Raw genomic sequence first — 22,150 nt, forward strand, 5'->3', positions numbered from 1 at the left:
CGATTTATGTACTTTTGTTGTCTTCTAAAAACGATTAGAAAAATAAAACTATGATTAGTATTGATCCAAAGGAAATTCCGACTGCAAAATTGCAAGGCTATTTACAAAGTGCGGTTGGACCGAGACCGATTGCTTTTGCAAGTACTATAGATAAAGACGGAAATCCGAATTTATCACCATTTAGTTTCTTTAATGTTTTTAGTGCCAATCCGCCCATTTTGGTTTTTTCACCATCTCGAAGAGTACGTGATAATTCTATTAAACATACTTTAATAAATGCTGAAGCGACACGCGAAGTAGTTATTAATGTTGTTAATTATGATATTGTACAGCAAACATCGTTGGCAAGTACAGAATATGGCGATGGAGTAAATGAATTTATAAAATCGGGATTAACACAGATCCCATCGGATATTGTAAAACCGTATAGAGTAAAAGAATCACCTGTACAGTTTGAATGCAAAGTAACTCAGATTATTCCATTAGGAACAGAAGGGGGAGCTGGAAATCTTATTCTTTGTGAAGTAGTAAAAATTCATATTCACGAGGAGATATTAGATGAAAATGGAGCAATAGATCAATATAAAATTGACTTGGTTTCTCGCTTAGGAAGTAACTGGTATTCAAGATCGAATCAAGGGCTTTTTGAAGTCGAAAAACCGCTTACAACACTAGGAGTAGGAGTGGATGCAGTGCCAGATTTTGTAAAGGTAAGTCCTGTCTTTGATGGGAACGATTTAGGTAAATTGGGCAATATTGAATCCTTGCCTACAACAGAAGAAGTTAGTATATTTGTGAAAGAAAACTTTTCTGTGAAGGGAGTATTGAGCTCAGATGATGAGGTAAAAGTGCATCAGGAGGCCAAAAAGTACCTTGATGAAAATGATGTAATATCAGCTTGGAAAGTGCTTTTGGCTAAAAAAATAAAAAAATAAATAACAATTAAATAAAAACGGAGATGGAAGTTACAGGAAAAGTAAAAGTTGTTAATCCAGAACAACAAGTTAGTGCATCATTTAAGAAAAGAGAACTTGTAGTTACTACAGAAGAGCAATATCCTCAACATATCATGATCGAATTTACTCAAGATAAATGCGATTTGTTGAGTAATTATAAGACAGGAGATCCAGTAAAAGTTTCAATTAACTTAAGAGGAAGAGAGTGGGTTAATCCACAAGGAGAAACGAGATACTTTAATAGTATTCAAGGATGGAGAATTGAAAGATTAGATACTGCTGCTCCAGCTCAAACACCTCCAATGCCTGCTGCAGAAGCTTTTGCACCAGCAACAAATTTAAATGAAGACGAACCAGACGATTTACCATTTTAATCAATAGGTTTTGATTTTATAATAAACAAACCCGACAATTTTTTAAATTTGTCGGGTTTTATATTTTACTTTAAATGTATCATTTATCTGAAGTTTTATTTTTTCCGCCAGTTTCAGAAGCTAACTATGAAGGAGTTTTGGCAATTGGAGGAGATTTATCTACCAAGCGATTGCAATTGGCTTATCGTAGTGGAATTTTCCCTTGGTTTAATGAAGGTGAACCCATAATATGGTGGTCACCTGATCCTAGAATGGTTTTGTTTTTGGATGAATTAATTGTGTCCAAGAGCATGCGCAATATTCTTAATAGAAATAATTTTAAGGTTACTTTCAATCAGAGTTTTAGAGATGTAATTTCAAATTGCCAGAAGATAAAACGGGATGGTCAAAACGGAACATGGATTTCTAATAATATGATCGATGCCTATTGTAAGCTTCATGAGATGGGTTTTGCTAAATCAATTGAGGTATGGCAAAATGATGAATTGGTAGGTGGTTTATATGGAGTAGATTTAGGACATGTTTTTTGTGGAGAAAGTATGTTCTCTAAAGTGTCGAATGCTTCAAAAATTGCTTTTATAGCTTTGGTTGAATATTTAAAAAGAGGTAATTATAAACTTTTGGATTGTCAGGTTTATAATGAACATTTAGAAAGCTTAGGCTGTCGTGAAATTGATCGAAAAGAATTTATATCGATTTTAAAAAAGGAGTAAAATGAATCATATTGTAAAAGAAATTTATATCTATCCGATAAAAAGCTTAGCAGGAATAAACTGTAAACAAGTTTTAGCCGAAGAAATGGGATTTGAAAATGATCGCCGCTGGATGTTAATTGATGCCAAAAAGCTTCATGTAACACAGCGTGAGTATCCTATTATGAGCCAGTTTTATCCACAGATTTTGGATGGAAAAATTCAGATTACTTTTCAAAATCATAAACATGAATTTTTTATAAACGAACAATTAGATATTCCAATAGAAACCAAAGTTTGGGATGATAAAAGTGAAGTAGTTGAGGTAAATAAATCAACTTCAGAATGGTTCAGCAAACATTTAGGTTTTGAATGTAAATTAGTCAAAATCATGAAAAATGGTGACAGGAAACATGAAAATTCAAGACTAAATGAAACTTTCAATGTAAGCCTTGCTGATGGTTATCCTTATTTGATGATAGGTACAGAAAGTCTTGATTTTTTGAATGAAAAACTAGACGATAAAATTTCCATTTTAAGGTTTCGTCCTAATATTGTAGTAAGTACGCAAAATGCTCACGAAGAAGACGATTTTGATACTTTTGCAATTGGCGAAGTAAACTTCAAAAATATAAAACCTTGTGGCAGATGTATTATGGTAAATAATGATCCGCAGAAAGGCATCATCAAAAAAGAACCTCTGAAAACATTAAGCAAATACAGAAATTTCAATAACTCAGTTTTATTCGGAACTAATATTGTGGCTTTAAATAATGGAATTATATGCGTAGGTGATGAGATTGTTTTCTAGAAATTCAATTTGTTAAAACTCCAATTTAAGGTATTAAAAAGAACCAATTCATTTCTTAAAGTAGGCAATTCTAATATTAGTTTTAAAGTTTCATGCGCCATCATAGTACCGATAATTCCAGGTAAAGTTCCTAAAACACCATTTAAATTACAATTAGGGACGTCTTTTGGATTGGGCATTTCAGGAAATAAATCACGTAAATTTTTACTGCCATTATGATTAAAAACGGCTACTTGTCCTTCAAATTTTAGAATGCTTCCGTAAACCAATGTTTTGTTTAAACTCACGCAAGTATCATTAACTAAATAACGGGTTTTAAAATTATCAGAACCATCTACTACAATATCAAAACCTTCAATAATAGTAGATGCATTTTCAAGAGTTAGTTTTTCTTCAAAAGCGATAACAGTAATTAAAGGGTTCAACTTCTCGACCATAACTTTGGCGGTCGACGCTTTGGTTTGTCCAACTGTATTTTCGGTATATAAAATCTGACGGTGTAGATTATGAATTTCTATTATATCAAAATCTACAATGCCAACGGTTCCGACCCCTGCAGTTGCTATATATTGTAAAATAGGACAGCCTAGACCTCCAGCACCAATAACTAGGACTTTTGCCTTTTTTATTTTTTCTTGGCCATCGTCCCCAATTTCAGGTAACATCATTTGGCGGTTGTAACGTAAAAAATCTTGTATAATACTCATTGGTTATGTGTGTGGTAAAATGTATTTAGATAGTTTGACTGAAAGTTCGATCCCAATCTTTCCAAACAGGTTCGTAGCCAGATTTTCTTATAATTTGAGATATTTCTTTAGCAGAACGCTCGTCGCTAATTTCAAATTGCTCTAAAGATTGCGGATCAACAACATAACCACCGGGATTTGTTTTAGAGCCTGCACTCATGCTTGTAGTTCCAATTGGGATGATATTGTTTCTGAATTTTTCATTCTCACGTGTTGATATCGAAATTTCTAAATCTTCATTCCACAAGCGGTATGCACAGATAAGTTGCGTTAAATCCTTATCATCCATAATAAAATTAGGTTCGATAATTCCTTCTGCAGGACGCAATCGAGGAAAAGAAACAGAATACTTTGTTTGCCAATATTTTTTTTGAAGGTAATCGATATGCAACGCATTAAAAAAGCTATCTGTGCGCCAATCTTCTAAACCTAAAAGAACACCTAATCCAATTTTATGAATGCCAGCAGTTCCAATTCTATCAGGAGTTTCTAGTCTAAAATCAAAATTTGATTTTTTGCCTTTCGTATGGTATTTTTTATATACTTCCTGATGATACGTTTCTTGATACACTAAAACAGAATATACACCAGCTTGATGTAAACGTTCGTATTCTTCGGAAGACAGAGGTTGAACTTCAACAGAAATAATAGAAAAATGCTCTTTTATTTGAGTAATTGCATTTAGAAAATAATTAATGTTTACAGTATAATTTGCTTCACCTGTAACTAATAAAACATGGTCGAAGCCAACGTCCTTTAAAGCTTCAACTTCTAGTTTAATCTCAGTATCAGTAAGTGTTTTTCGTTTTAGTTTATTGTCTAAACTAAAGCCACAATACGTGCATATATTTTGACATTCATTACTTAAGTATAAGGGGGCATACATTTGAATTGTTTTCCCAAAACGTTTCTTGGTTAATTCATGACATTCTTGTGCCATTTGCTCTAAATAAGGTAATGCTGCTGGAGAAATTAAAGCCAGAAAATCATCCAGATTTCGTTTGTTCTTAGACAACGCACGTTCGACCTCCTTAGCCGAGGTTTGGTATATTTTAGATTGAATAGTATTCCAATCGTAATTAGCAAATATGTCTTTGAAAGTTTTCATGTTGTTTGTGTTTAACCGCAAAGTGCGCAAAGGTTTTGTTTACTTGTAAGGTTCGCAAGGTTTAGTAAACCATGTAAAAATATTTATAGACAACGTGGATTAGATTTTGTTTACTATTCGGTTAATATTATCTAGAATATTTACGCAATTAAAGTTGACTAGTAATCCAAGTTTTTTATCTGCTAATTTTAAATATGTTGTTAATTGTTTGTAATGAATAGATTTTAATTCTTCAACAGATTTTAATTCAACTATTACTTTGTCTTCAACTAATAGATCAAGCCGAAATGAAATGTCTAAAACAATATTATCATATTTAACAGGTAAATCAATTTGTTTAATAACTTTTAAACCATCTTTTTTAATTGATAATGTAAAGCGTTTTCGTAAATGGATTCTAATAATCCAGGACCTAATGTGTTGTATACTTTAAAAATAGCACCTCTTATTTTATATGAAATCTCGTTTTCTGTCATAATTTTAAATTTTGATTACCAAAACATAAAATTAAAGAATTTTCTTTCATTTAGAATAACTCACGCAGATTTTGGAGATTAAGCAGATATCTGAAATAAAGCTTAAAAAAATCAGCCTAATCTCCAAAATCTGCGTGATAAACTAAAACTATTCATATAAAAAAGAAGTCAAAGGACTCGAAGCAACGGCATGATTGTATTGCTTTCCTAGTTTGGCTTCATACGCCTTTCTACCAGCGATTACAGCTTCTTTAAAAGCTTCTGCCATTAATTCTGGATTTCCAGCTACAGCAATTGCAGTATTAACCAGAACAGCATCGGCACCCAGTTCCATTGCTTTTGCAGCATCGGATGGAGCTCCAATTCCAGCATCAATAATTACGGGAACATTACTTTGTTCAATAATAATCTCTAAAAAATCGATAGTTTTTAATCCTTTATTGGTACCTATAGGAGAGCCTAAGGGCATTACAGCTGCTGTTCCTGCATCTTCTAATCGTTTGCATAAAACAGGATCGGCATGAATATAAGGCAGAATAATAAAACCTAGTTTTGCTAATTCTTCGGTAGCTTTTAGGGTTTCGATAGCATCTGGCATTAAATATTTTGGGTCAGGGTGGATTTCGAGTTTTAACCAATTTGTTTCAAGTGCTTCCCGAGCCAATTGTGCTGCAAATATTGCTTCTTTTGCATTTCTTGCTCCTGAAGTATTCGGTAATAAATTAATTCTCGGATGTTTCAAATGTGATAAAATAGCATCAGTTTCAGTCTCTAAATCAATACGTTTTAAAGCTACAGTAACCAATTCACTTCCTGAGGCTAAAATGGCTTTTTCCATTTCTAGATTAGAGCCAAATTTTCCTGTTCCTAAAAACAAACGGGATTCTAGGAGTTTATCGCCTATTTTAAATGATGACGTTTGCATATAATTTTTCGTTAAGTTGTGTAATAAGATTTCCTTTTTGGGAACTTTCAGTAATTATTCCAGAAACGGCGATTCCATGTACCCCGATTTCCATTAATTTATCGATATCATCTATAATAACTCCACCAATGGCATAAATTGGAATCTCAAGATTGTTAGTTTTTAATTTTTGAAGAATCTCATGGTAGCCTTCAAAACCTAAAATTGGGCTTAGTTTTTCTTTAGTTTTGGTGAATCGAAGAGGGCCAAGACCTACATAATCACAGCCATTTTTTATATGATTTGCAATATCTTCAAATGTGTTGGCTGTTCCTCCAATAATCTTGGTATTTCCTAAAGTAGTTCGAGCTTCCTCAATTTTTGTGTCCAAAAGACCTAGATGAACTCCATCAGCAGCAATTTGTTGCGCTAGGTAAACATTATCATTTACAATGAAATTGGCTAGGTACTCTTCGCATAAAAATTTTACAGCTTCGGCTAGAGCAAAACAGTTTTTAGCATTTTGGTTCTTGAATCGCATTTGTATCCAATCGCAACCATTGTCTAACGCTTCATGGATGTTGTATAATTGTTCTTTGATTGTATTTCCTTGTGAGATATATTGCAGTTTGTTATACATAGTGATAGCCGATTAAAGTTGACGTTGTATTCAAATATTTTTCGATATAAATTTTAGCATTACTACAAGCAGACTTCATTTCTAGGCCCAAAGCTAAATTGGCTGCAATTGCAGATGATAGTACACAACCTGATCCATGTTTTGCATGACAGTTTGTTTTATTAGGTGAAAGCATAAAGACTTCATTCTGAGTATACAAATAATCGGTTCCAATTGCTTGAGAATTGTGGCCGCCTTTTAATAAAATTGCGGTTGGAATTTCTTTATTTAGATTGTCTTTTTCAAAAATGAAATCAGGAAATAGTTTTGTTATTTCATTATAATTTGGTGTAATCAAATCTATCTTGGATAGTATTTCCTGTAAATCTGATTTGTTTTCGATTGTTATAAAATTAAATTCAGTGGTAGATTTTAAAACAGTGTCCCAAACGATAAGAGTTGAAGGTGAAAGATTTTTTATGCTAATAATAATTTCTTTCAAATAACTTAATGAAGGAACAATTCCAATTTTTACCGCCTTTATATTATAATTTTCAAAAAGTGTTTTTATAGATTCTAGTACAAAATCAAGAGCCGTCCATTCTATTTTAAAGAATTCTTTTTCTGTCTGAATAGTGTTTCCAGTATTGATAGCAAGTCCATAAACTCGATGTTGTTCGAAAGTTTTACAATCTGCTAAAATCCCAGCAGAACCCGAAGGATCTAAACCAGCTATTGTAAGGACGAAAGGGCGATTCTCTGACATGACTTAAAATTTTTAATTGGGTTTTCAACATTCCAGATGGCTCCTAATAGTGCTATATTATCAAAACCATTTGTAAGTGTTCTTGCTGTATTTTCAGAGCTTATTCCTCCCAAAGCAACTAGTTTTGTTTTGGTATTCGTTCTGGTTTTTATAGCTTCAAATAAATTTTCTTTAGGGAAATAACCTTCTTTAGAGATACTTGGATAAACAGGACTCAAAAAAGCATATTCAAAATCGGGAGCTAATGCGTTAAAATCTGCAATTGAATGTGTAGCTGTAGACAATTGAATATTTCTGTTTCTGTATTCTTTTAAATCGATTGTTTTCCTTTTCTCTTCGGTGAAATGAATTCTATTAATTTTAAATTTTTCTATTAATTCATGATGACTGTGCAATACCAATTGTGGTCGGAATTCAGGATTTACCTGAGCTACAAACGAAATCATTTCCTTAAGTGAGTATTCTGGTTTTCGTATATGAAACAATTGTAATCCTTCCTCAAAAAGAGAATGGATTACATTGATTTCATTTGCTATAGCAGTTGGATTTGAAATTACGATCATTTGAGGTGAAATATTTTTTGTAAAATCTAAAATGAAGAAGAACTTTTTAATCATTTTATATCCCACAAAATTTATCATACTAAATATAGATTTCCTTTCCTTGTTCGATAAACTCTTCTGATTTTTCTTGCATGCCTTTTTCGGCTGCAGCCACATCGCGTATTTCCTGAGATATTTTCATAGAGCAGAATTTTGGTCCGCACATAGAACAGAAATGGGCTATTTTGGCGCCTTCTGCAGGAAGTGTTTCATCATGGAATTCTCTTGCTGTGTCTGGATCTAGAGATAAATTAAATTGATCTTCCCAACGGAATTCAAAACGTGCTTTGCTTAATGCATTGTCACGATATTGTGCACCTGGATGACCTTTGGCCAAATCAGCAGCATGAGCTGAGATTTTATATGTGATTACGCCATCTTTTACGTCTTTTTTATTAGGCAATCCAAGGTGTTCTTTTGGTGTAACATAACAAAGCATTGCACAACCGTACCAGCCAATCATTGCAGCTCCAATAGCCGATGTGATGTGGTCATAACCCGGTGCGATATCTGTTGTTAATGGTCCAAGTGTGTAAAAAGGCGCTTCATTACAATGTTCTAATTGTTTGTCCATATTTTCTTTAATCATATGCATTGGCACGTGACCTGGACCTTCAATAAATACTTGAACATCATGTTTCCAAGCAATTTTAGCTAATTCACCTAAGGTTTCTAATTCGGCAAATTGTGCAGCATCATTAGCATCAGCAATAGAGCCTGGACGTAAACCATCACCTAATGAAAAAGCCACATCATATTGTTTCATGATTTCGCAAATTTCTTCAAAATGGGTGTATAGGAAATTTTCTTTGTGATGAAATAAACACCATTTTGCCATTATAGAACCTCCACGAGATACGATTCCAGTAACACGTTCAGCAGTAAGATGTATGTAGCGTAACAAGACACCAGCATGAATCGTAAAATAAGAAACTCCTTGCTCAGCTTGTTCGATAAGAGTATCACGGAAAACTTCCCAAGTTAAATCTTCAGCAATTCCTTTTACTTTTTCTAATGCTTGATAAATTGGAACCGTACCGATTGGTACTGGCGAATTACGAATAATCCACTCTCTAGTTTCATGGATGTTTTTTCCTGTAGATAAATCCATTATTGTGTCAGCACCCCAGCGACAAGCCCAAACAGCTTTTTCAACTTCCTCTTCGATGGTCGAAGTCACAGCGCTATTTCCAATATTGGCATTTATTTTTACCAAGAAATTACGTCCTACAATCATAGGCTCACTTTCTGGATGGTTAATGTTGTTTGGGATAATGGCACGACCAATAGCTACTTCACTTCGGACAAATTCAGGAGTTATTTTGCTTTTTGGAGTATTAGCACCAAAACTATGACCTGCGTGTTGGCATTGCATTGCTTTGGTTTGCTGGTTTAAAAGCTCAATTCGTTGGTTTTCACGAATAGCAATGTATTCCATTTCAGGAGTAATAATTCCCTGTTTGGCATAATACAATTGTGTTACGTTTGCACCTTTTTTGGCACGTTTTGGTTGGTGTAAGTATTCGAAACGAAGATGATTTAAGTTTTCATCTTTTAATCGCATTTGTCCGTAATCAGAAGTTATTTCATCTAGTATTTCTACATCGTTTCGGTCTAAAATCCATTCTTCTCTTAAACGAGGCAATCCTCTGCGAATATCGATTTCGATGTTTGGATCGGTATACGCACCAGATGTATCGTAAATTGTTATTGGTGGATTTTCTTCTATTCCGCCATTTGAGAGTCTTGTGTCACTTAGTGCGACTTCACGCATAGCTACTTTTATAGGATGTATTTCTCCGTTAACATATATTTTTTTAGAATTCGGAAAAGGGGTTCTTGATATTTTTTCTTCGTTTGTCATTTCTAGTGAGTTGTAAAATGTTAGATGTGAAATGTTAGATTTGAAATGTTGTATGTAAAAGGAGATACCAAATGATTAGGATATTCTACGTTTACAGAAAGTATTTTATAAGAAAGATTATGGCATGAAATAGATAGCCTAATTATCCTCCTTGTGTGGCTGAAATAATTAGAATTTCGTCGGTTTCGTTGATGAAGTGGGTATTCCAGTTTGGTTTTGGAATTATGGTGCTGTTTATAGCAATGGCAATTCCAGTCTGTTTGTTAGGAATTTCGAGATCGAGTAATGCTTGAACGCTAAGAGTTTCAGCATTAAATTGTTTGGTTTGTTGGTTGATTTTTAGTTCCATTCCTTCAGAATTTAGTATATAGTTATACTTTAGGAATGGCTACAATTGCACATAAAAATGCACGCGGAAGTCATCTTACTTTTCCCTACGCTAGTATAAACTAGATCAGGTTCAGAGGGTAAAATCTCAGCCTACAATGTTGTAGGCACCCCTAAAGTGTGAAGCAAATGTATGAAAAAAATGTTTGAGAACTAAAAAAGTTTCAATTTTCAGGTTTCGAATTTGTCAAAATAGACTGAAAAACTGTAGCTGAGAACTAAAAACTGAGACTGTTTACTTAGCTCGTGTCCAGCAATCTTCAACATGGTCGTTGATCATTCCTGTGGCCTGCATGTGTGCATAAATAACAGTTGAGCCCACAAATTTAAAGCCTCTCTTTTTTAAATCTTTGCTGATTTCATCTGAAAGTGGAGTAGTGGCAGGAACATCTTTTAAGGTCTTTGGGTTGTTGTCAATAGGTTTTCCATCTGTAAATTTCCAGATATAATCAGAAAAACTTCCAAATTCTTCTTGTATTTTTATAAATGCTTGTGCATTGGTTACAGCCGAACGTATTTTTAGTTTGTTGCGGATTATCCCTGTATCTTCTAATAGCGATTCTATTTTCTCTTCGGAATATTGTGCTATTTTTTTATAGTCGAAAAGGTCAAAAGCAGTTCTGAAATTCTCTCTTTTGTTTAATATGGTTATCCAACTTAATCCTGCTTGAAAGGTTTCAAGAATTAAAAATTCAAACAAAGAAGCATCATCATAAACAGGAACTCCCCATTCTTCATCATGGTATTTTTTGTACAAATCACTTGCTGAGCACCAGCCACATCTTATAGGTTCTTGTGTCGTCATTATTTTCCAATTTTCCAATGGTAGCCTTTTACCGAAGGGATATAGGCAGAAGTTCCAATGATTATTAAGTCGTTATAGATTTTCTTATTGTGTTTTATTCCAATGGCTTTTCCAGAGGTATGCATTTTGTTTGCTTCAAATCTGATCTTTATTCTAGCATCGGCAAATTTAGCATCCGAAATTTTTTCGATAAACCAAGTTGAATTCCATTTAATGTCGATTTCATCTTCGGCAGTCTTGGTAATACTTTTTATTAGTCTAACCCCTTCTTTTGGGATATTATGATTTTCAATTAACTCTTTTTGTGTTAGCGTTTCACCTGTTTTGCAAGTTGATAGTAATTTTTTAAAATAGATAAAGCCTTTGAGATTTTCTGTTTCAAAGTTTTCTGTTTCTGTACTATTTTCTAAGTTAGTTGCTTCTTCTGTAATTGTTTTATTAGTTTTAATTTTATCTGATGTAATTACTGTTTTTGTAATTGAATCTTTAACAGTAGCTATGGTTTCTATTGCATTTTTTGAGATGTCTTTTATTTTTTCGGTAACACTCGATGTTGACTGTAATAATTGTTCTCTATCATTTTTATTACAGCTTGAGAGGGAGCATATAATTAAAATCAATAAAAAAATGGGATTGTAATTTTTCATGCAATTTAATTGTCTTTTTTTTCTTTTGGATGATCTTCTTTCAAGTAATTTTTGATTAAATGATGTCCAAGATAAATTAATGGTGTCAACAAAACAGCGACAGTAAGTTTAAATGTATAGCCTGTTAGTCCAGATGAAATAAAAGTATCAAAATCTATTTTTCCGGGCAACCAAAATGCAATTCCTAAAACAATAAAAGAATCGAACAATTGCGAGATTACAGTAGATCCAGTAGTTCTAAGCCAGATTTTCTTTTCACCAGTTCGTTTTTTGAAAAACCAAAACATCCAAACATCTATTAGTTGTGATGCCATAAATGCAATAAGGCTACCTATAATAATCCACATACTTTGCCCAAATACAGCTTGAAATTGATTATCATTTACAGGACTAATCCCTTTTGCAGCGGGAACTACTATTGCCATGAACAATATGATAAAGGCATAAGCAATTAAACAAGCAGTTATAAGTGAAAGTTTTTTAACGCCTTTTTCTCCAAAATACTCATTGATTAAGTCGGTTGTTAAAAAAACAATTGGCCAAGGCAAAATTCCAATACTCATTACAAACGGACCAATTTGAATTAGTTTCCCTCCAATTAACTCAGCTACAACGGCATTGGTAATAAAAATTCCGGCAAGGATTACAAAGACAATTTCTTTTTTGGTCTTAAACATAAATAAAATTTTATTTTTCAAATTTAAGATATTATTCGGAGTATTTATTTTTATAAAAAATATAGTTGTGATGCTATTTTACTTATGATTTTTCTCAGTTTGTTAAAATCGATTGATAGTTGTATTTGATTGTTATATTTGCTTTTAATATATTAAATAATGCACATGAAAAAAATTGTTACAATTCTAATTATGGCTACTTCTTTAACTTCCGTTCAAGCACAAACAAATTCTACAAATCCATTATTACAAAAATGGACAGGTCCGTATGGTGGTGTGCCTGCTTTTACAGAATATAAAGTAGCTGATTTTAAGTCTGCTTTTGATGTTGCTATTAAGCAAAAAAATGAAGAGATTGAGGCTATTGCAAATAATTCTAAGCCTGCAACTTTTGACAATACTATTGCTCAATTGGAGCGTTCTGGAAAGACGTTGTCAAGAGTAATGACTGTTTATGGAATTTATTCTTCGAATATTAGTACTCCAGAATTGATGTCAATAAAAAAGGATATTGAGCCATTGTTAGCCGCTCAATCTACACAGTTTTATCAAAACAGAAAATTGTTTGGTCGAATTGAAAAGCTTTATAATTCTCCAGATAAAAAGAAATTGACTAGTGAGCAACAAAGGCTTATTTGGGTTTACCATACAGAATTTAATAAGCAAGGTGCTAATTTAAGTGATGCAGATAAAGCTAAAGTTGGAGAAATAAACAAACAATTATCAACACTTTTTTCTCGATTTAGCCAAAATTTATTGGCTGAAGAAAATGACCAATATGTTGCATTATCAACGGAGGCTGATTTTGATGGTTTGCCAGATGAAATAAAAAAAGCAGCTATAGCTCAAGCTAAAGAAAGAAAGCTTTCTGTAATGGGATGTATTGCAAACACACGTTCATTTGTGGAGCCTTTCTTGACTTTTTCTACTAATAGAGGATTGAGAGAAAAGGTTTGGAGAATGTTTATTAATAGAGGAGATAATGGTGATGAGCATGATAATAAATCGACTTTGGTTGAAATATTACAACTTCGCGCTGCAAAAGCAAAACTTTTAGGGTATCCTACTTTTGCACATTGGAATTTAACCAACAGAATGGCAAAAACTCCAGATAGAGCTATGGCTTTAATGGAGGCAGTTTGGGAGCCTGCGGTAGCACAGGTTCACAAAGATGTTGCCGATATGCAAAAGATTGTTGTAGCAGAAGGAGGAAAGTTTGAAATAGAGCCTTGGGATTACCGTTATTATGCTGAAAAAGTTAGAAAAGCAAAATATGATTTAGACCAAAATGAGGTTAAAGAATATCTTCAACTTGAAAATCTACGTGAAGGGATGTTTTGGGTTGCGGGGGAATTATTTGATTTGAAATTTAAGCAAATAACAGATGTTCCTGTTTATCATCCAGACGTAAGAGTTTGGGAGGTGTCTAATTCAAAATCGGGTAAAGTAGTAGGATTGTGGTATTTTGATCCTTATGCGCGTAAAGGAAAACGTTCTGGAGCTTGGATGAATGCTTATAGACAACAACAGAAACTTGATGGTAATGTGTTAACTATTGTTTCTAATAACAGCAATTTTATTAAAGGAAATGATAATGAACCAGTTTTAATTTCGTGGACAGATGCAACTACTTTGTTTCATGAATTTGGACATGCGTTGCATGGTTTATGTTCGAATGTCACTTACCCAACTCTTTCAGGTACTGCAGTGGCAAGAGATTATGTAGAGTTTCCATCTCAAATCTTAGAGCGTTGGTTAGAGACTCCAGAGGTGTTGAATAAATTTGCTTTAAACTATAAAACGGGAAAACCTATTCCTAAAGATTTAGTAGATCGTATTGCAAAAGCAGCAACGTTTAATGAAGGATTTTCTACTGTAGAAACAATTTCAAGCTCACTTATAGATATGAAATTGCACTTAGCGGGAGATACGCTTATCGATCCTACTGTTTTTGAGAAAGAAACATTGACTAAACTTAAAATGCCTAAAGAAATTGTAATGCGTCATCGTATTCCTCAATTTGGACATATTTTTTCTAGTGATGGGTATGCGAGTGGGTATTATAGTTATTTATGGGCAGACGTAATTAGTGCAGATGCGTATGAGGCGTTTACCGAAGCCAAAGGACCATACGATAAAGAGGTAGCAAAAAGATTGCATGATAAAATATTTAGTGTTGGTAACACAACAGATCAAGAGGAAGCTTACAAATCATTTAGAGGACACAATCCAGAGATTAATGCCTTAATGAAAGCGAGAGGTTTTGATGTTCCTGTTGCAAAACCAAAGAAGTAATTAGCATAAAAAAGAGAGACATTTGTTTCTAGTTAAAGTCGGAAGATATTCTTCCGACTTTTTTTATTCTATTAACCTGAGTTTAGGTTCGTGTTATTATTTACGTAGATATAAATAAAACAAAAGCAGCCTTGTTATTGGCTGCTTTTTAATATCTAGTACGTAACATTATTAGTGTCCCCATGGTTTTTCAGGTACAGGGATTTCTTTACTGAAATCAAAACGAACTTGAAAATGATTCGGAGAATTGGCTTTTCTTAAATTATAAGTATATTCCTTTTCGTCTACTGTTACCCACCAAACATTAGCTGCGGCAGCAGGTATTAAATCAGTTGTTTCTTGATCGGCAGGGAAGAATTGAATTTGTGCTGCTCCTGTATTTGTTGTAGTTCCTCCGTATTGTGTGATTTTATCTTCTGATCCATCTTTTAAACGATGGTCATGTTTTAATTGAATTCCGTTTTTTGTTTTGGTAAATACCCAAGTTCTGGAATGGTCATCGCCTACATAAAAAGGAATTTTTATTTCTGAATCTGAGCAACTCATTACATACATCGATAATTTTTTATTGGCAAAATCTTTGGGTGCAGGTTCTGTACTCAGTTTGCCTGAGTAAGCTTTACCACAATGTGCTTGTAATTGTTTCCAAAAGTCATCTTGAGCATTCTTGTTTTGTGCAAAAACAGAACCCATTGTAAAAAGCAGAACGAGTAAAAAATAATTTATTCTCATTATTTTATTTATAAATGTTATTTTCAAATATAGCCTTTTTATCTAAAGTAATCTTTTATGTAGTGATGGTTCTGCGTTTTTATCCGATAGGAGTCTGTTGTTTATGGATTAGATATGCTTTAAAACAAAAAAAATGATGAAGTTTTAAAGCCCCATCATTTTTAGTTCACAGATTTACTGCGGTATTGTTTAAACTAAAAAAGGTTGGAATTTCTTCCAACCTTTTTTATATATAATTTAAAATATAGATTATCCTAAAGCAACTCTTTTGAAACCTGTAATTTCAACGTTGAATCCTTTAACATAATCACCAACTTTTTTACTATCATCTTTGATAAAGTTTTGATCTAATAAAGCTTTCTCTTGATCTAAAGTAGTATTGTCAGAGATGAAACGTTGAACTTTTCCTGGAATAATTTTGTCCCAAATTTGTTCTGGTTTACCTTCAGCTTTTAATTCAGCTTTAGCATCTTCTTCAGCTTGTTTTAAAACTTCTTCAGTTAATTGAGAGAAAGAAATATATTTAGGAACATTTTTTAAAGTTTTTCCTAAACGTTTTGCCTCTTCATTTTCTTTTTCGATTACAGCAATACGAGCAGCAAGTTCAGAAGCAACGAAAGCTGGATCAAAATCTTTGTAAGATAATGTATCAGCTCCCATAGAAGCAACTTGCATAGAGATGTCTTTAGTTAAAGTTTCAGCGTTAGGAATTGGAGCAGAAATTGCAGTTAAAGCAGCAATTTTGTTTACGTGAACGTAAGATCCAACGAAAGCACCTTCTAAAATTTCAAAACCACCGATTTCGATTTTTTCACCAATAACTCCAGTTTGCTCAATTAATTTTTCAGCAACAGTCATTCCGTTGAAATCTGAAGCTAAGAATTCTTCTTTAGAAGAGAAGTTGATCGCTTTTTCTACTAATTCTTTAGCCAAAGTTACGAAAGCCTCATTTTTACCTACGAAATCTGTTTCGCAGTTTAAAGTGATGATAACTCCTTTAGTTTTGTCAGCATTAATAAAAGAAACAGCAGCTCCTTCAGAAGACTCACGGTCAGAACGGTTAGCAGCAACTTTTTGTCCTTTTTCTCTAAGGTTTTGTATAGCTTTATCGAAATCTCCTTCAGCTTCAACTAAAGCTTTTTTACAGTCCATCATTCCGGCACCTGTAACTTGTCTTAATTTATTTACGTCTGCAGCAGTAATTGTTGCCATATTGTATATTTTTTATGAGTTAAAAGTAAAAATTCCAATCCTTAAATCTCAAATTCCAGTTTTATCAAATTATCAACGTAATGTTTCTAATTTTTTATGGGATTTGGAATTTAAAAATTGGAATTTAAAAGTTTATTTATTCTTTTGTTTCAGCAGGAGCCTCAACAGCTTCAGCAGCAGGAGCCGCTTCTTCTGTAGCAGGTAATAACGCTTCAGCCTCTTTGTCAGAACCTCTGTCAGAAAGACCTTCAACGATAGCAGCAGTAACTAAAGATAAAATTTTATCAATTGATTTAGAAGCATCATCATTTGATGGGATAACATACTCTACTTCTCTTGGATCAGAGTTAGTATCCACCATTGCGAAAACTGGAATGTTTAATTTTTGTGCTTCTTTTATTGCGATATGTTCAGCTTTGATATCTACTACGAACAATGCTGCAGGTAGTCTAGACATGTCTGCGATTGAACCTAAGTTTTTCTCTAGTTTAGCACGAAGACGATCTACTTGTAAACGCTCTTTCTTAGAAAGTGTCATGAAAGTACCGTCTTTCTTCATTTTATCAATAGTAGCCATTTTTTTAACAGCTTTACGGATAGTTACGAAGTTAGTTAGCATTCCACCAGGCCATCTTTCAGTGATGTAAGGCATGTTTGCAGCTTTTGCTTTATCAGCAACGATGTCTTTAGCTTGTTTTTTGGTAGCTACGAATAATATTTTTCTACCTGATGCAGCGATTTTTTTCAAAGCTTCATTAGCCTCTTCAATTTTTGCTGCAGTTTTATATAGATTGATAATGTGAATACCATTACGCTCCATATAAATGTAAGGAGCCATGTTTGGATCCCATTTTCTAGTCATGTGTCCAAAGTGAACACCTGCTTCTAGTAATTCTTTTACGTCTATTTTGTTTGCCATTTTTGTACTAGTTTACGTTCTGTTGATTAGCAATGCATAAATGGCGGTTTCCCAGGCTTTATACATTTAGATGCTAAACTATTTCCTACCTCGATAGGAGAGCAACAACAACTGTGTTTTTTAAATTCAATAATAATTGATATGCCTTGTTCGTAATGAACAAGACAGGTAATATTAACGTTTAGAGAATTGGAATCTCTTACGAGCTTTCTTCTGACCGAATTTCTTACGTTCAACCATTCTTGGATCTCTTGTTAATAAACCTTCTGGTTTTAAGATAGCTCTGTTTTCAGCATTTACTTCACACATAACACGTGCTAATGCCATTCTTACAGCTTCTGCTTGACCAGTTGAACCACCTCCATAAACGTTTACTTTTACATCAAAGTTGTTTACATTTTCTGTCATAGACATTGGTTGTAAAACTTTGTATTGCAAAGTTGCAGTTGGGAAATAGGTTGCGAATTCTTTTTTGTTTACAGTGATTTTTCCTGTTCCTTCTGAAACATAAACACGTGCAACAGCGGTTTTTCTTCTACCGATTTTGTGAATAACTCCCATTACTTAAGATCGTTTAGGTTAACAGTTCTAGGTTTTTGAGCTCCTTGTTTGTGCTCAGATCCTACAACAACATTTAAATTTCTGAAAAGTTCAGCTCCTAATTTGTTCTTAGGTAACATTCCTTTTACTGCTTTTTCTACTAATAATGCAGGGTTTTTTGCTTGCAATACTTTAGCAGTTAAAGTTCTTTGTCCTCCTGGGTAACCTGTATGACGCATGTAAATTTTGTCATCCATTTTTGTACCTGTAAGGTTAATTTTTTCTGAGTTGATAACAATTACGTTATCTCCACAGTCAACGTGTGGTGTGTAACTAGGCTTGTACTTACCTCTTAAGATCATTGCAACCTTTGAAGCAAGACGACCTAAGTTATGACCATCAGCATCTACAACAATCCACTCTTTAGTTACAGTGGCTTTGCTAGTTGAAACTGTTTTGTAGCTTAATGCGTCCATAATATTATTTTAATTAAACATTCCATCCCCAATAAAGGGGTTGCAAAAGTACAATTAATTATTTTAAATACAAATACCTTAAAAGATTATTTTAACTGCTGAAAATCAGGAGGTATCTTTTTATTTAAAAGAATAAAAAAACCACCTTTACAATTAAGTAGAGATGGTTCGGATATTTTGGTGTAAATTTTGTTACACAATAAACAAATTTACTATGTCTACAACCTGTTGCGTTGTAAGTGGTTCGTCGTATGCTTCAGACCCAGCAGCAGCTCCAAATAGTGTTGCTGTGTTGTATCCTGCTTGAATAGTAACCTGTTCTCCATCATAACTTGCTTGAGTCGCTGGTGGCATTCCTGCGCCTCTCTCGTTTCCAGTAATCCACCCTTTAAGTCCGCGCAATCGTCGCACTTCAGATGCATGACGAGCTTCTACCGAATGTATTTGTAGCGCTGCTGTTAATAAATCGGGTGTCGAAATTAAATTTCCTGCTTGACCTTTATAGGCTCTTACTCCTGTATCTTCAAAGGCTTGTGCCAATGCTAGAAATGTTGGATAGTCGTTAAATGGGTCAAAAGCTCCACCAACAGTAAAGTCAAAAGTAGGCTTTGGAACAAAGTTGGCACTTGCTGGTCCGCCTAATCCTGCAATTAAAAATTTAACATGATCTGATTCGTGAGCCGCAATTTGTTGAAAAACTTTTAAATCGCGTCCTCCATTTTCAGATGCAGGAATAACTCCATGATCTAATGCCATAGCATAAAACTCATTTTCTAGATATTCTAATGTTAATGCAAATTGCAATGCTCCTATAGGAGTTGCTGGAGTTGCAGTTATATCTTTTGCCAAAGCTTTATTGGCTAATGAAGATAATCCGAATGGGATTGAGGCTATTGCCAAAGTCTTTCCGATATTTCCAAATTGTGTAAAGCTATCTCTTCTTGAACCTGTGTTTCTCATCGCGCTTTCGTCTGCAAAGGTTTCTATAAATTTTAATATATTCATAATTTCTAAGATTTAAAAGGGTTTAGATTAAGGTAAATACTTGGCTGTAAATGGAGTTGTTATAAAACTACCAGCAATAGGTAAGATTTTAGATGGGTCTTTAGCTACATCCAATCCAGTAGTAGAATTTACGATATCGTCACCCGCAAAATCTGCAGAATTTGGGTTAATTAAACTTCTAATTGCAGATGCATGTCTTGCTTCTACAGAAACAATTTTCCCTGCTAATAACAAATAGTCAGCACTCTTGATTAGTTTTCCTGCACCGTTATATGCCGCTACTCCTGTGTCTTCAAGAGCTTTGGCAGTAGCGAGTACTTCTGCACGGCTGTTAAAGTTCATGGAGCCATAATTAAAAGCTAAGCTAGGGAGTAATTGTGTACTTGGGTTAGGAAGGGCTCCTGTTAAAGCAACTTTAAAAAAATCTCTATGAATTACTTCGTGATGGTATAAGTCGGTAAGCACTTGTTTTTCAATGTCATTAAAAACTGAATTAAAGCTTGATGCATTTACAACTTTAGTATAAAAGTCAGCTTCTAATTGTTCCAAGGCATATGCGTATGTTAGTATACCGAAATCTCCAGAACCTAAGTCGAAGACACCATTTCTAATTCCGGGTAGTGAAGTGTCATCAACTGGCATATATTCATTATCGTCGTGACTACATCCTGCCAAAAGTAAGCCAGTGGTAACAAGCGTTAGGCCACTGATCTTAAGGAAACTCCTTCTGTCGTTCAGTAAGGGGTTAACTTCGTGAATTTTAACTTCGTTTTTCATAATTCAATTTCTTTAAAATGGTTGTTAATAGTAATTTAATCATGCGTAAATAGGTATAAACGAAATTTTTAGGGAGGCGGTTTTAAAATTTTTAATTTTTTTTAATTTTTCTTTAAAGTATTTTATGGGAGAGCTGTAATTACTTGAAATTTTAAAGCATGTTTTGTCTGTTTTTTGTTTTAATTTCCGTAATTCTACTATATTTGTATTAATTCAATAAAATTATCTTATAATGAAAGCTAAAGCAACTCTAAAACAAATCGCAAAAGAACTTAATGTTTCCGTGTCTACAGTTTCTAAGGCACTTAATGATAGTCCTGAAATTAGTGAACAGACTAAAATTAAAATTAAAGAGTATGCCAAACTAAAAAACTACAAGCCAAACGTTATCGGTTTGAATTTAAAAAACCGTAAAACAAAAACGATTGGGGTTATTATACCTAATATATTGAACTCATTTTTTGCTAAAGTTTTTAGTGGTATCGAAAAAGTAGCAGACAAAAAAGGATATAATGTAATTACATGTATTTCAAATGAATCTTTGGAGAAAGAGATTCATACTCTAGAAATGTTGAGTAATGGAACTATTGATGGTTTTATATTGTCAGTTTCTGAAGAGGCTCAAAAACTACAAGAATACAATCACTTTAAAGAGATTATAAATGATGGAACGCCAATTGTAATGTTTGATAGAATTGCAGAGGGGGTAGAATGTGACAAAGTGATAGTTGATGATTTTGACTCAGCTTTAAACTCAACACAGCATTTAATTAATTTAGGGTGCAAAAATATAGCCTTGATTTCATCTGTAGATAATTTAAGTGTTGGGAAATTGAGAGCAGATGGATATTTGAAAGCTTTGGAAAATAATAATATTCCAGTAAATGAAAATATTATTCTTCGTACCGATTCTGAAGAGGATATGAAAAGTAAAATCGACGCTATTTTTGATAATAAAATTGATGCTATTTTTGCTTTAGATGAAAATGATTCGGTTGCGGCTTTAAGAGTTAGTTTGAAGAAAGGATACAGAGTTCCAGAAGATATATCGATAATAGGTTTTGCAGACGGAATTTTGGCTTCGAGACGTTTGTCGCCAAGTCTGACTACAATAAGTCAGCACGGAATAGAAATTGGGGAAGTAGCTGCCAAACGATTAATCTCAAGATTAGAAGAAAAAGAAGGCGAGAGTAGCGATTACGAAACCATCGTAATTAAAACCAAATTAAAAGAAAGAGAGTCAAGTAAAAAATCTAAATAATAAAAAACCATCAGTTTAACTGATGGTTTTTTTATTTGTTCTAAGTTGTAAGGAAACTTTGGGTTTTTATATTTTTTTTAGTTTTTCAAAAAGAGCTAAAAATGAATGCTCACAAAATTTGTTTACTCTAGCAAAAGTGGTTGTAAATTCAATACCTTTTTTATAAATTACAGTGTGAATTTATTTAAGAATTTACAATCATAATTAACCCCAATATAAGCAACGGGAGAGCATAAAAAGCTAATAGGACATAATTAGTATTTCTCAAATATATTTTATTCTTCTTGTTAAGGTTAGAAGCCTCAATTAAAAGGGCAACAATTATTAAAAAAAGGATAAAAAGTGAGACGAAAAAAGCTATAAATACTATTCCTATGTCGTTTGAATGTTCTACAAACGAGTATAATAGAAAAAAAATAAAAAATGGGATTATTGTTCTGATCAAGAGATGAATAACTATATCGAATAGATCCGAGTCTGTGCCTTCTTCTAGTTGAGT

Annotated in this window: 24 protein-coding genes, 1 pseudogene and 1 riboswitch; of the genes and pseudogenes, 6 read left to right on the forward strand and 19 right to left on the reverse strand. The window is 33.4% G+C overall.

Annotated features, from left to right (window positions below; all coding sequences use genetic code 11):
- The first annotated feature begins 50 nt into the window (after positions 1–50).
- The 4 genes from LNQ49_RS15165 to LNQ49_RS15180 all read left to right on the forward strand — a co-directional run bounded on the left by LNQ49_RS15165 (position 51) and on the right by LNQ49_RS15180 (position 2,833).
- A complete protein-coding gene (locus LNQ49_RS15165) occupies positions 51–935 on the forward strand; it encodes a flavin reductase family protein (protein ID WP_229989879.1) in 885 nt (294 codons plus the stop codon).
- A 23-nt stretch (positions 936–958) separates the two neighbouring features.
- Complete coding sequence (locus LNQ49_RS15170) at positions 959–1,330, forward strand: DUF3127 domain-containing protein (RefSeq protein WP_229989880.1); 372 nt, start codon at positions 959–961, stop codon at positions 1,328–1,330.
- Positions 1,331–1,404: 74 nt separating this feature from the next.
- Complete coding sequence (gene aat / locus LNQ49_RS15175; protein ID WP_229989881.1) at positions 1,405–2,043, forward strand: leucyl/phenylalanyl-tRNA--protein transferase; 639 nt, start codon at positions 1,405–1,407, stop codon at positions 2,041–2,043.
- Position 2,044: 1 nt separating this feature from the next.
- On the forward strand, positions 2,045–2,833 hold the full coding sequence (locus tag LNQ49_RS15180; RefSeq protein ID WP_229989882.1) for an MOSC domain-containing protein: 789 nt from the start codon (positions 2,045–2,047) through the stop codon (positions 2,831–2,833).
- Here LNQ49_RS15180 and LNQ49_RS15185 read toward each other — a convergent pair.
- From LNQ49_RS15185 to LNQ49_RS15240, 12 genes and pseudogenes are all read right to left on the reverse strand, one after another.
- Complete coding sequence (locus LNQ49_RS15185) at positions 2,830–3,540, reverse strand: HesA/MoeB/ThiF family protein (RefSeq protein WP_229989883.1); 711 nt, start codon at positions 3,538–3,540, stop codon at positions 2,830–2,832. The genes LNQ49_RS15180 and LNQ49_RS15185 overlap by 4 nt on opposite strands.
- Before the next feature lie 25 nt (positions 3,541–3,565).
- Positions 3,566–4,687, reverse strand: coding sequence for a 2-iminoacetate synthase ThiH (gene thiH, locus LNQ49_RS15190; protein ID WP_229989884.1), 1,122 nt, complete (start codon positions 4,685–4,687; stop codon positions 3,566–3,568).
- Positions 4,688–4,786: 99 nt separating this feature from the next.
- Positions 4,787–5,163: pseudogene (locus LNQ49_RS15195) on the reverse strand (GxxExxY protein).
- A gap of 148 nt (positions 5,164–5,311) precedes the next feature.
- On the reverse strand, positions 5,312–6,088 hold the full coding sequence (locus tag LNQ49_RS15200; RefSeq protein ID WP_229989885.1) for a thiazole synthase: 777 nt from the start codon (positions 6,086–6,088) through the stop codon (positions 5,312–5,314).
- Complete coding sequence (locus LNQ49_RS15205; RefSeq protein WP_229989886.1) at positions 6,069–6,707, reverse strand: thiamine phosphate synthase; 639 nt, start codon at positions 6,705–6,707, stop codon at positions 6,069–6,071. The genes LNQ49_RS15200 and LNQ49_RS15205 overlap by 20 nt, the downstream gene beginning before the upstream one ends.
- The gene (locus LNQ49_RS15210) at positions 6,700–7,452 is read right to left on the reverse strand and encodes a hydroxymethylpyrimidine/phosphomethylpyrimidine kinase (protein WP_229989887.1); all 753 of its coding nucleotides are present in this window, start codon (positions 7,450–7,452) and stop codon (positions 6,700–6,702) included. Before LNQ49_RS15210 ends, LNQ49_RS15205 begins: the two co-directional genes overlap by 8 nt.
- Positions 7,419–8,069: a thiamine phosphate synthase gene (locus LNQ49_RS15215; RefSeq protein ID WP_229989888.1), complete on the reverse strand. Its 651-nt coding sequence runs from the start codon at positions 8,067–8,069 to the stop codon at positions 7,419–7,421. The genes LNQ49_RS15210 and LNQ49_RS15215 overlap by 34 nt, the downstream gene beginning before the upstream one ends.
- A gap of 25 nt (positions 8,070–8,094) precedes the next feature.
- Positions 8,095–9,918, reverse strand: coding sequence for a phosphomethylpyrimidine synthase ThiC (gene thiC / locus LNQ49_RS15220; RefSeq protein WP_229989889.1), 1,824 nt, complete (start codon positions 9,916–9,918; stop codon positions 8,095–8,097).
- Between the two features lie 142 nt (positions 9,919–10,060).
- Positions 10,061–10,267, reverse strand: coding sequence for a sulfur carrier protein ThiS (gene thiS / locus LNQ49_RS15225; protein WP_229989890.1), 207 nt, complete (start codon positions 10,265–10,267; stop codon positions 10,061–10,063).
- Between the two features lie 65 nt (positions 10,268–10,332).
- Positions 10,333–10,430: riboswitch (TPP riboswitch) on the reverse strand.
- A 110-nt stretch (positions 10,431–10,540) separates the two neighbouring features.
- A complete protein-coding gene (locus LNQ49_RS15230) occupies positions 10,541–11,110 on the reverse strand; it encodes a DNA-3-methyladenine glycosylase I (RefSeq protein ID WP_229989891.1) in 570 nt (189 codons plus the stop codon).
- On the reverse strand, positions 11,110–11,757 hold the full coding sequence (locus tag LNQ49_RS15235) for a hypothetical protein (protein WP_229989892.1): 648 nt from the start codon (positions 11,755–11,757) through the stop codon (positions 11,110–11,112). Before LNQ49_RS15235 ends, LNQ49_RS15230 begins: the two co-directional genes overlap by 1 nt.
- Before the next feature lie 5 nt (positions 11,758–11,762).
- Positions 11,763–12,434, reverse strand: coding sequence for a queuosine precursor transporter (locus tag LNQ49_RS15240; protein ID WP_229989893.1), 672 nt, complete (start codon positions 12,432–12,434; stop codon positions 11,763–11,765).
- Between the two features lie 165 nt (positions 12,435–12,599).
- Here LNQ49_RS15240 and LNQ49_RS15245 point away from each other — a divergent pair, with 165 nt between their 5' ends.
- Positions 12,600–14,729 (forward strand): M3 family metallopeptidase, encoded by a 2,130-nt coding sequence (locus LNQ49_RS15245; RefSeq protein ID WP_229989894.1) that lies wholly within the window; start codon positions 12,600–12,602, stop codon positions 14,727–14,729.
- Positions 14,730–14,900: 171 nt separating this feature from the next.
- On the opposite strand, the gene LNQ49_RS15250 is transcribed toward LNQ49_RS15245, so the two are convergent.
- The 7 genes from LNQ49_RS15250 to LNQ49_RS15280 all read right to left on the reverse strand — a co-directional run bounded on the left by LNQ49_RS15250 (position 14,901) and on the right by LNQ49_RS15280 (position 20,390).
- Complete coding sequence (locus LNQ49_RS15250; RefSeq protein ID WP_229989895.1) at positions 14,901–15,461, reverse strand: hypothetical protein; 561 nt, start codon at positions 15,459–15,461, stop codon at positions 14,901–14,903.
- A 249-nt stretch (positions 15,462–15,710) separates the two neighbouring features.
- The gene (gene tsf, locus LNQ49_RS15255) at positions 15,711–16,673 is read right to left on the reverse strand and encodes a translation elongation factor Ts (protein WP_229989896.1); all 963 of its coding nucleotides are present in this window, start codon (positions 16,671–16,673) and stop codon (positions 15,711–15,713) included.
- A gap of 136 nt (positions 16,674–16,809) precedes the next feature.
- Positions 16,810–17,592: a 30S ribosomal protein S2 gene (gene rpsB / locus LNQ49_RS15260; protein WP_229989897.1), complete on the reverse strand. Its 783-nt coding sequence runs from the start codon at positions 17,590–17,592 to the stop codon at positions 16,810–16,812.
- A gap of 174 nt (positions 17,593–17,766) precedes the next feature.
- Entirely contained in the window at positions 17,767–18,153 is a 387-nt protein-coding gene (gene rpsI / locus LNQ49_RS15265) for a 30S ribosomal protein S9 (protein ID WP_007808909.1), read from the reverse strand.
- Positions 18,153–18,608 carry a 50S ribosomal protein L13 gene (gene rplM / locus LNQ49_RS15270; protein WP_195737753.1) on the reverse strand — a complete coding sequence of 152 codons (456 nt, stop codon included), beginning with the start codon at positions 18,606–18,608 and terminating at the stop codon, positions 18,153–18,155. Before rplM ends, rpsI begins: the two co-directional genes overlap by 1 nt.
- A gap of 192 nt (positions 18,609–18,800) precedes the next feature.
- Positions 18,801–19,613: a ferritin-like domain-containing protein gene (locus LNQ49_RS15275; RefSeq protein ID WP_229989898.1), complete on the reverse strand. Its 813-nt coding sequence runs from the start codon at positions 19,611–19,613 to the stop codon at positions 18,801–18,803.
- 27 nt (positions 19,614–19,640) lie between these two features.
- Entirely contained in the window at positions 19,641–20,390 is a 750-nt protein-coding gene (locus LNQ49_RS15280) for a ferritin-like domain-containing protein (RefSeq protein WP_229989899.1), read from the reverse strand.
- Positions 20,391–20,622: 232 nt separating this feature from the next.
- Between LNQ49_RS15280 and LNQ49_RS15285 the strand changes: the two genes are divergently transcribed.
- Positions 20,623–21,651, forward strand: a complete 1,029-nt coding sequence (locus LNQ49_RS15285; protein WP_229989900.1) for a LacI family DNA-binding transcriptional regulator — start codon at positions 20,623–20,625, stop codon at positions 21,649–21,651.
- The last annotated feature ends 499 nt before the right edge of the window (positions 21,652–22,150 follow it).

It is taken from the genome of Flavobacterium pisciphilum (assembly GCF_020905345.1).
GTDB classification, from domain to species: domain Bacteria; phylum Bacteroidota; class Bacteroidia; order Flavobacteriales; family Flavobacteriaceae; genus Flavobacterium; species Flavobacterium pisciphilum.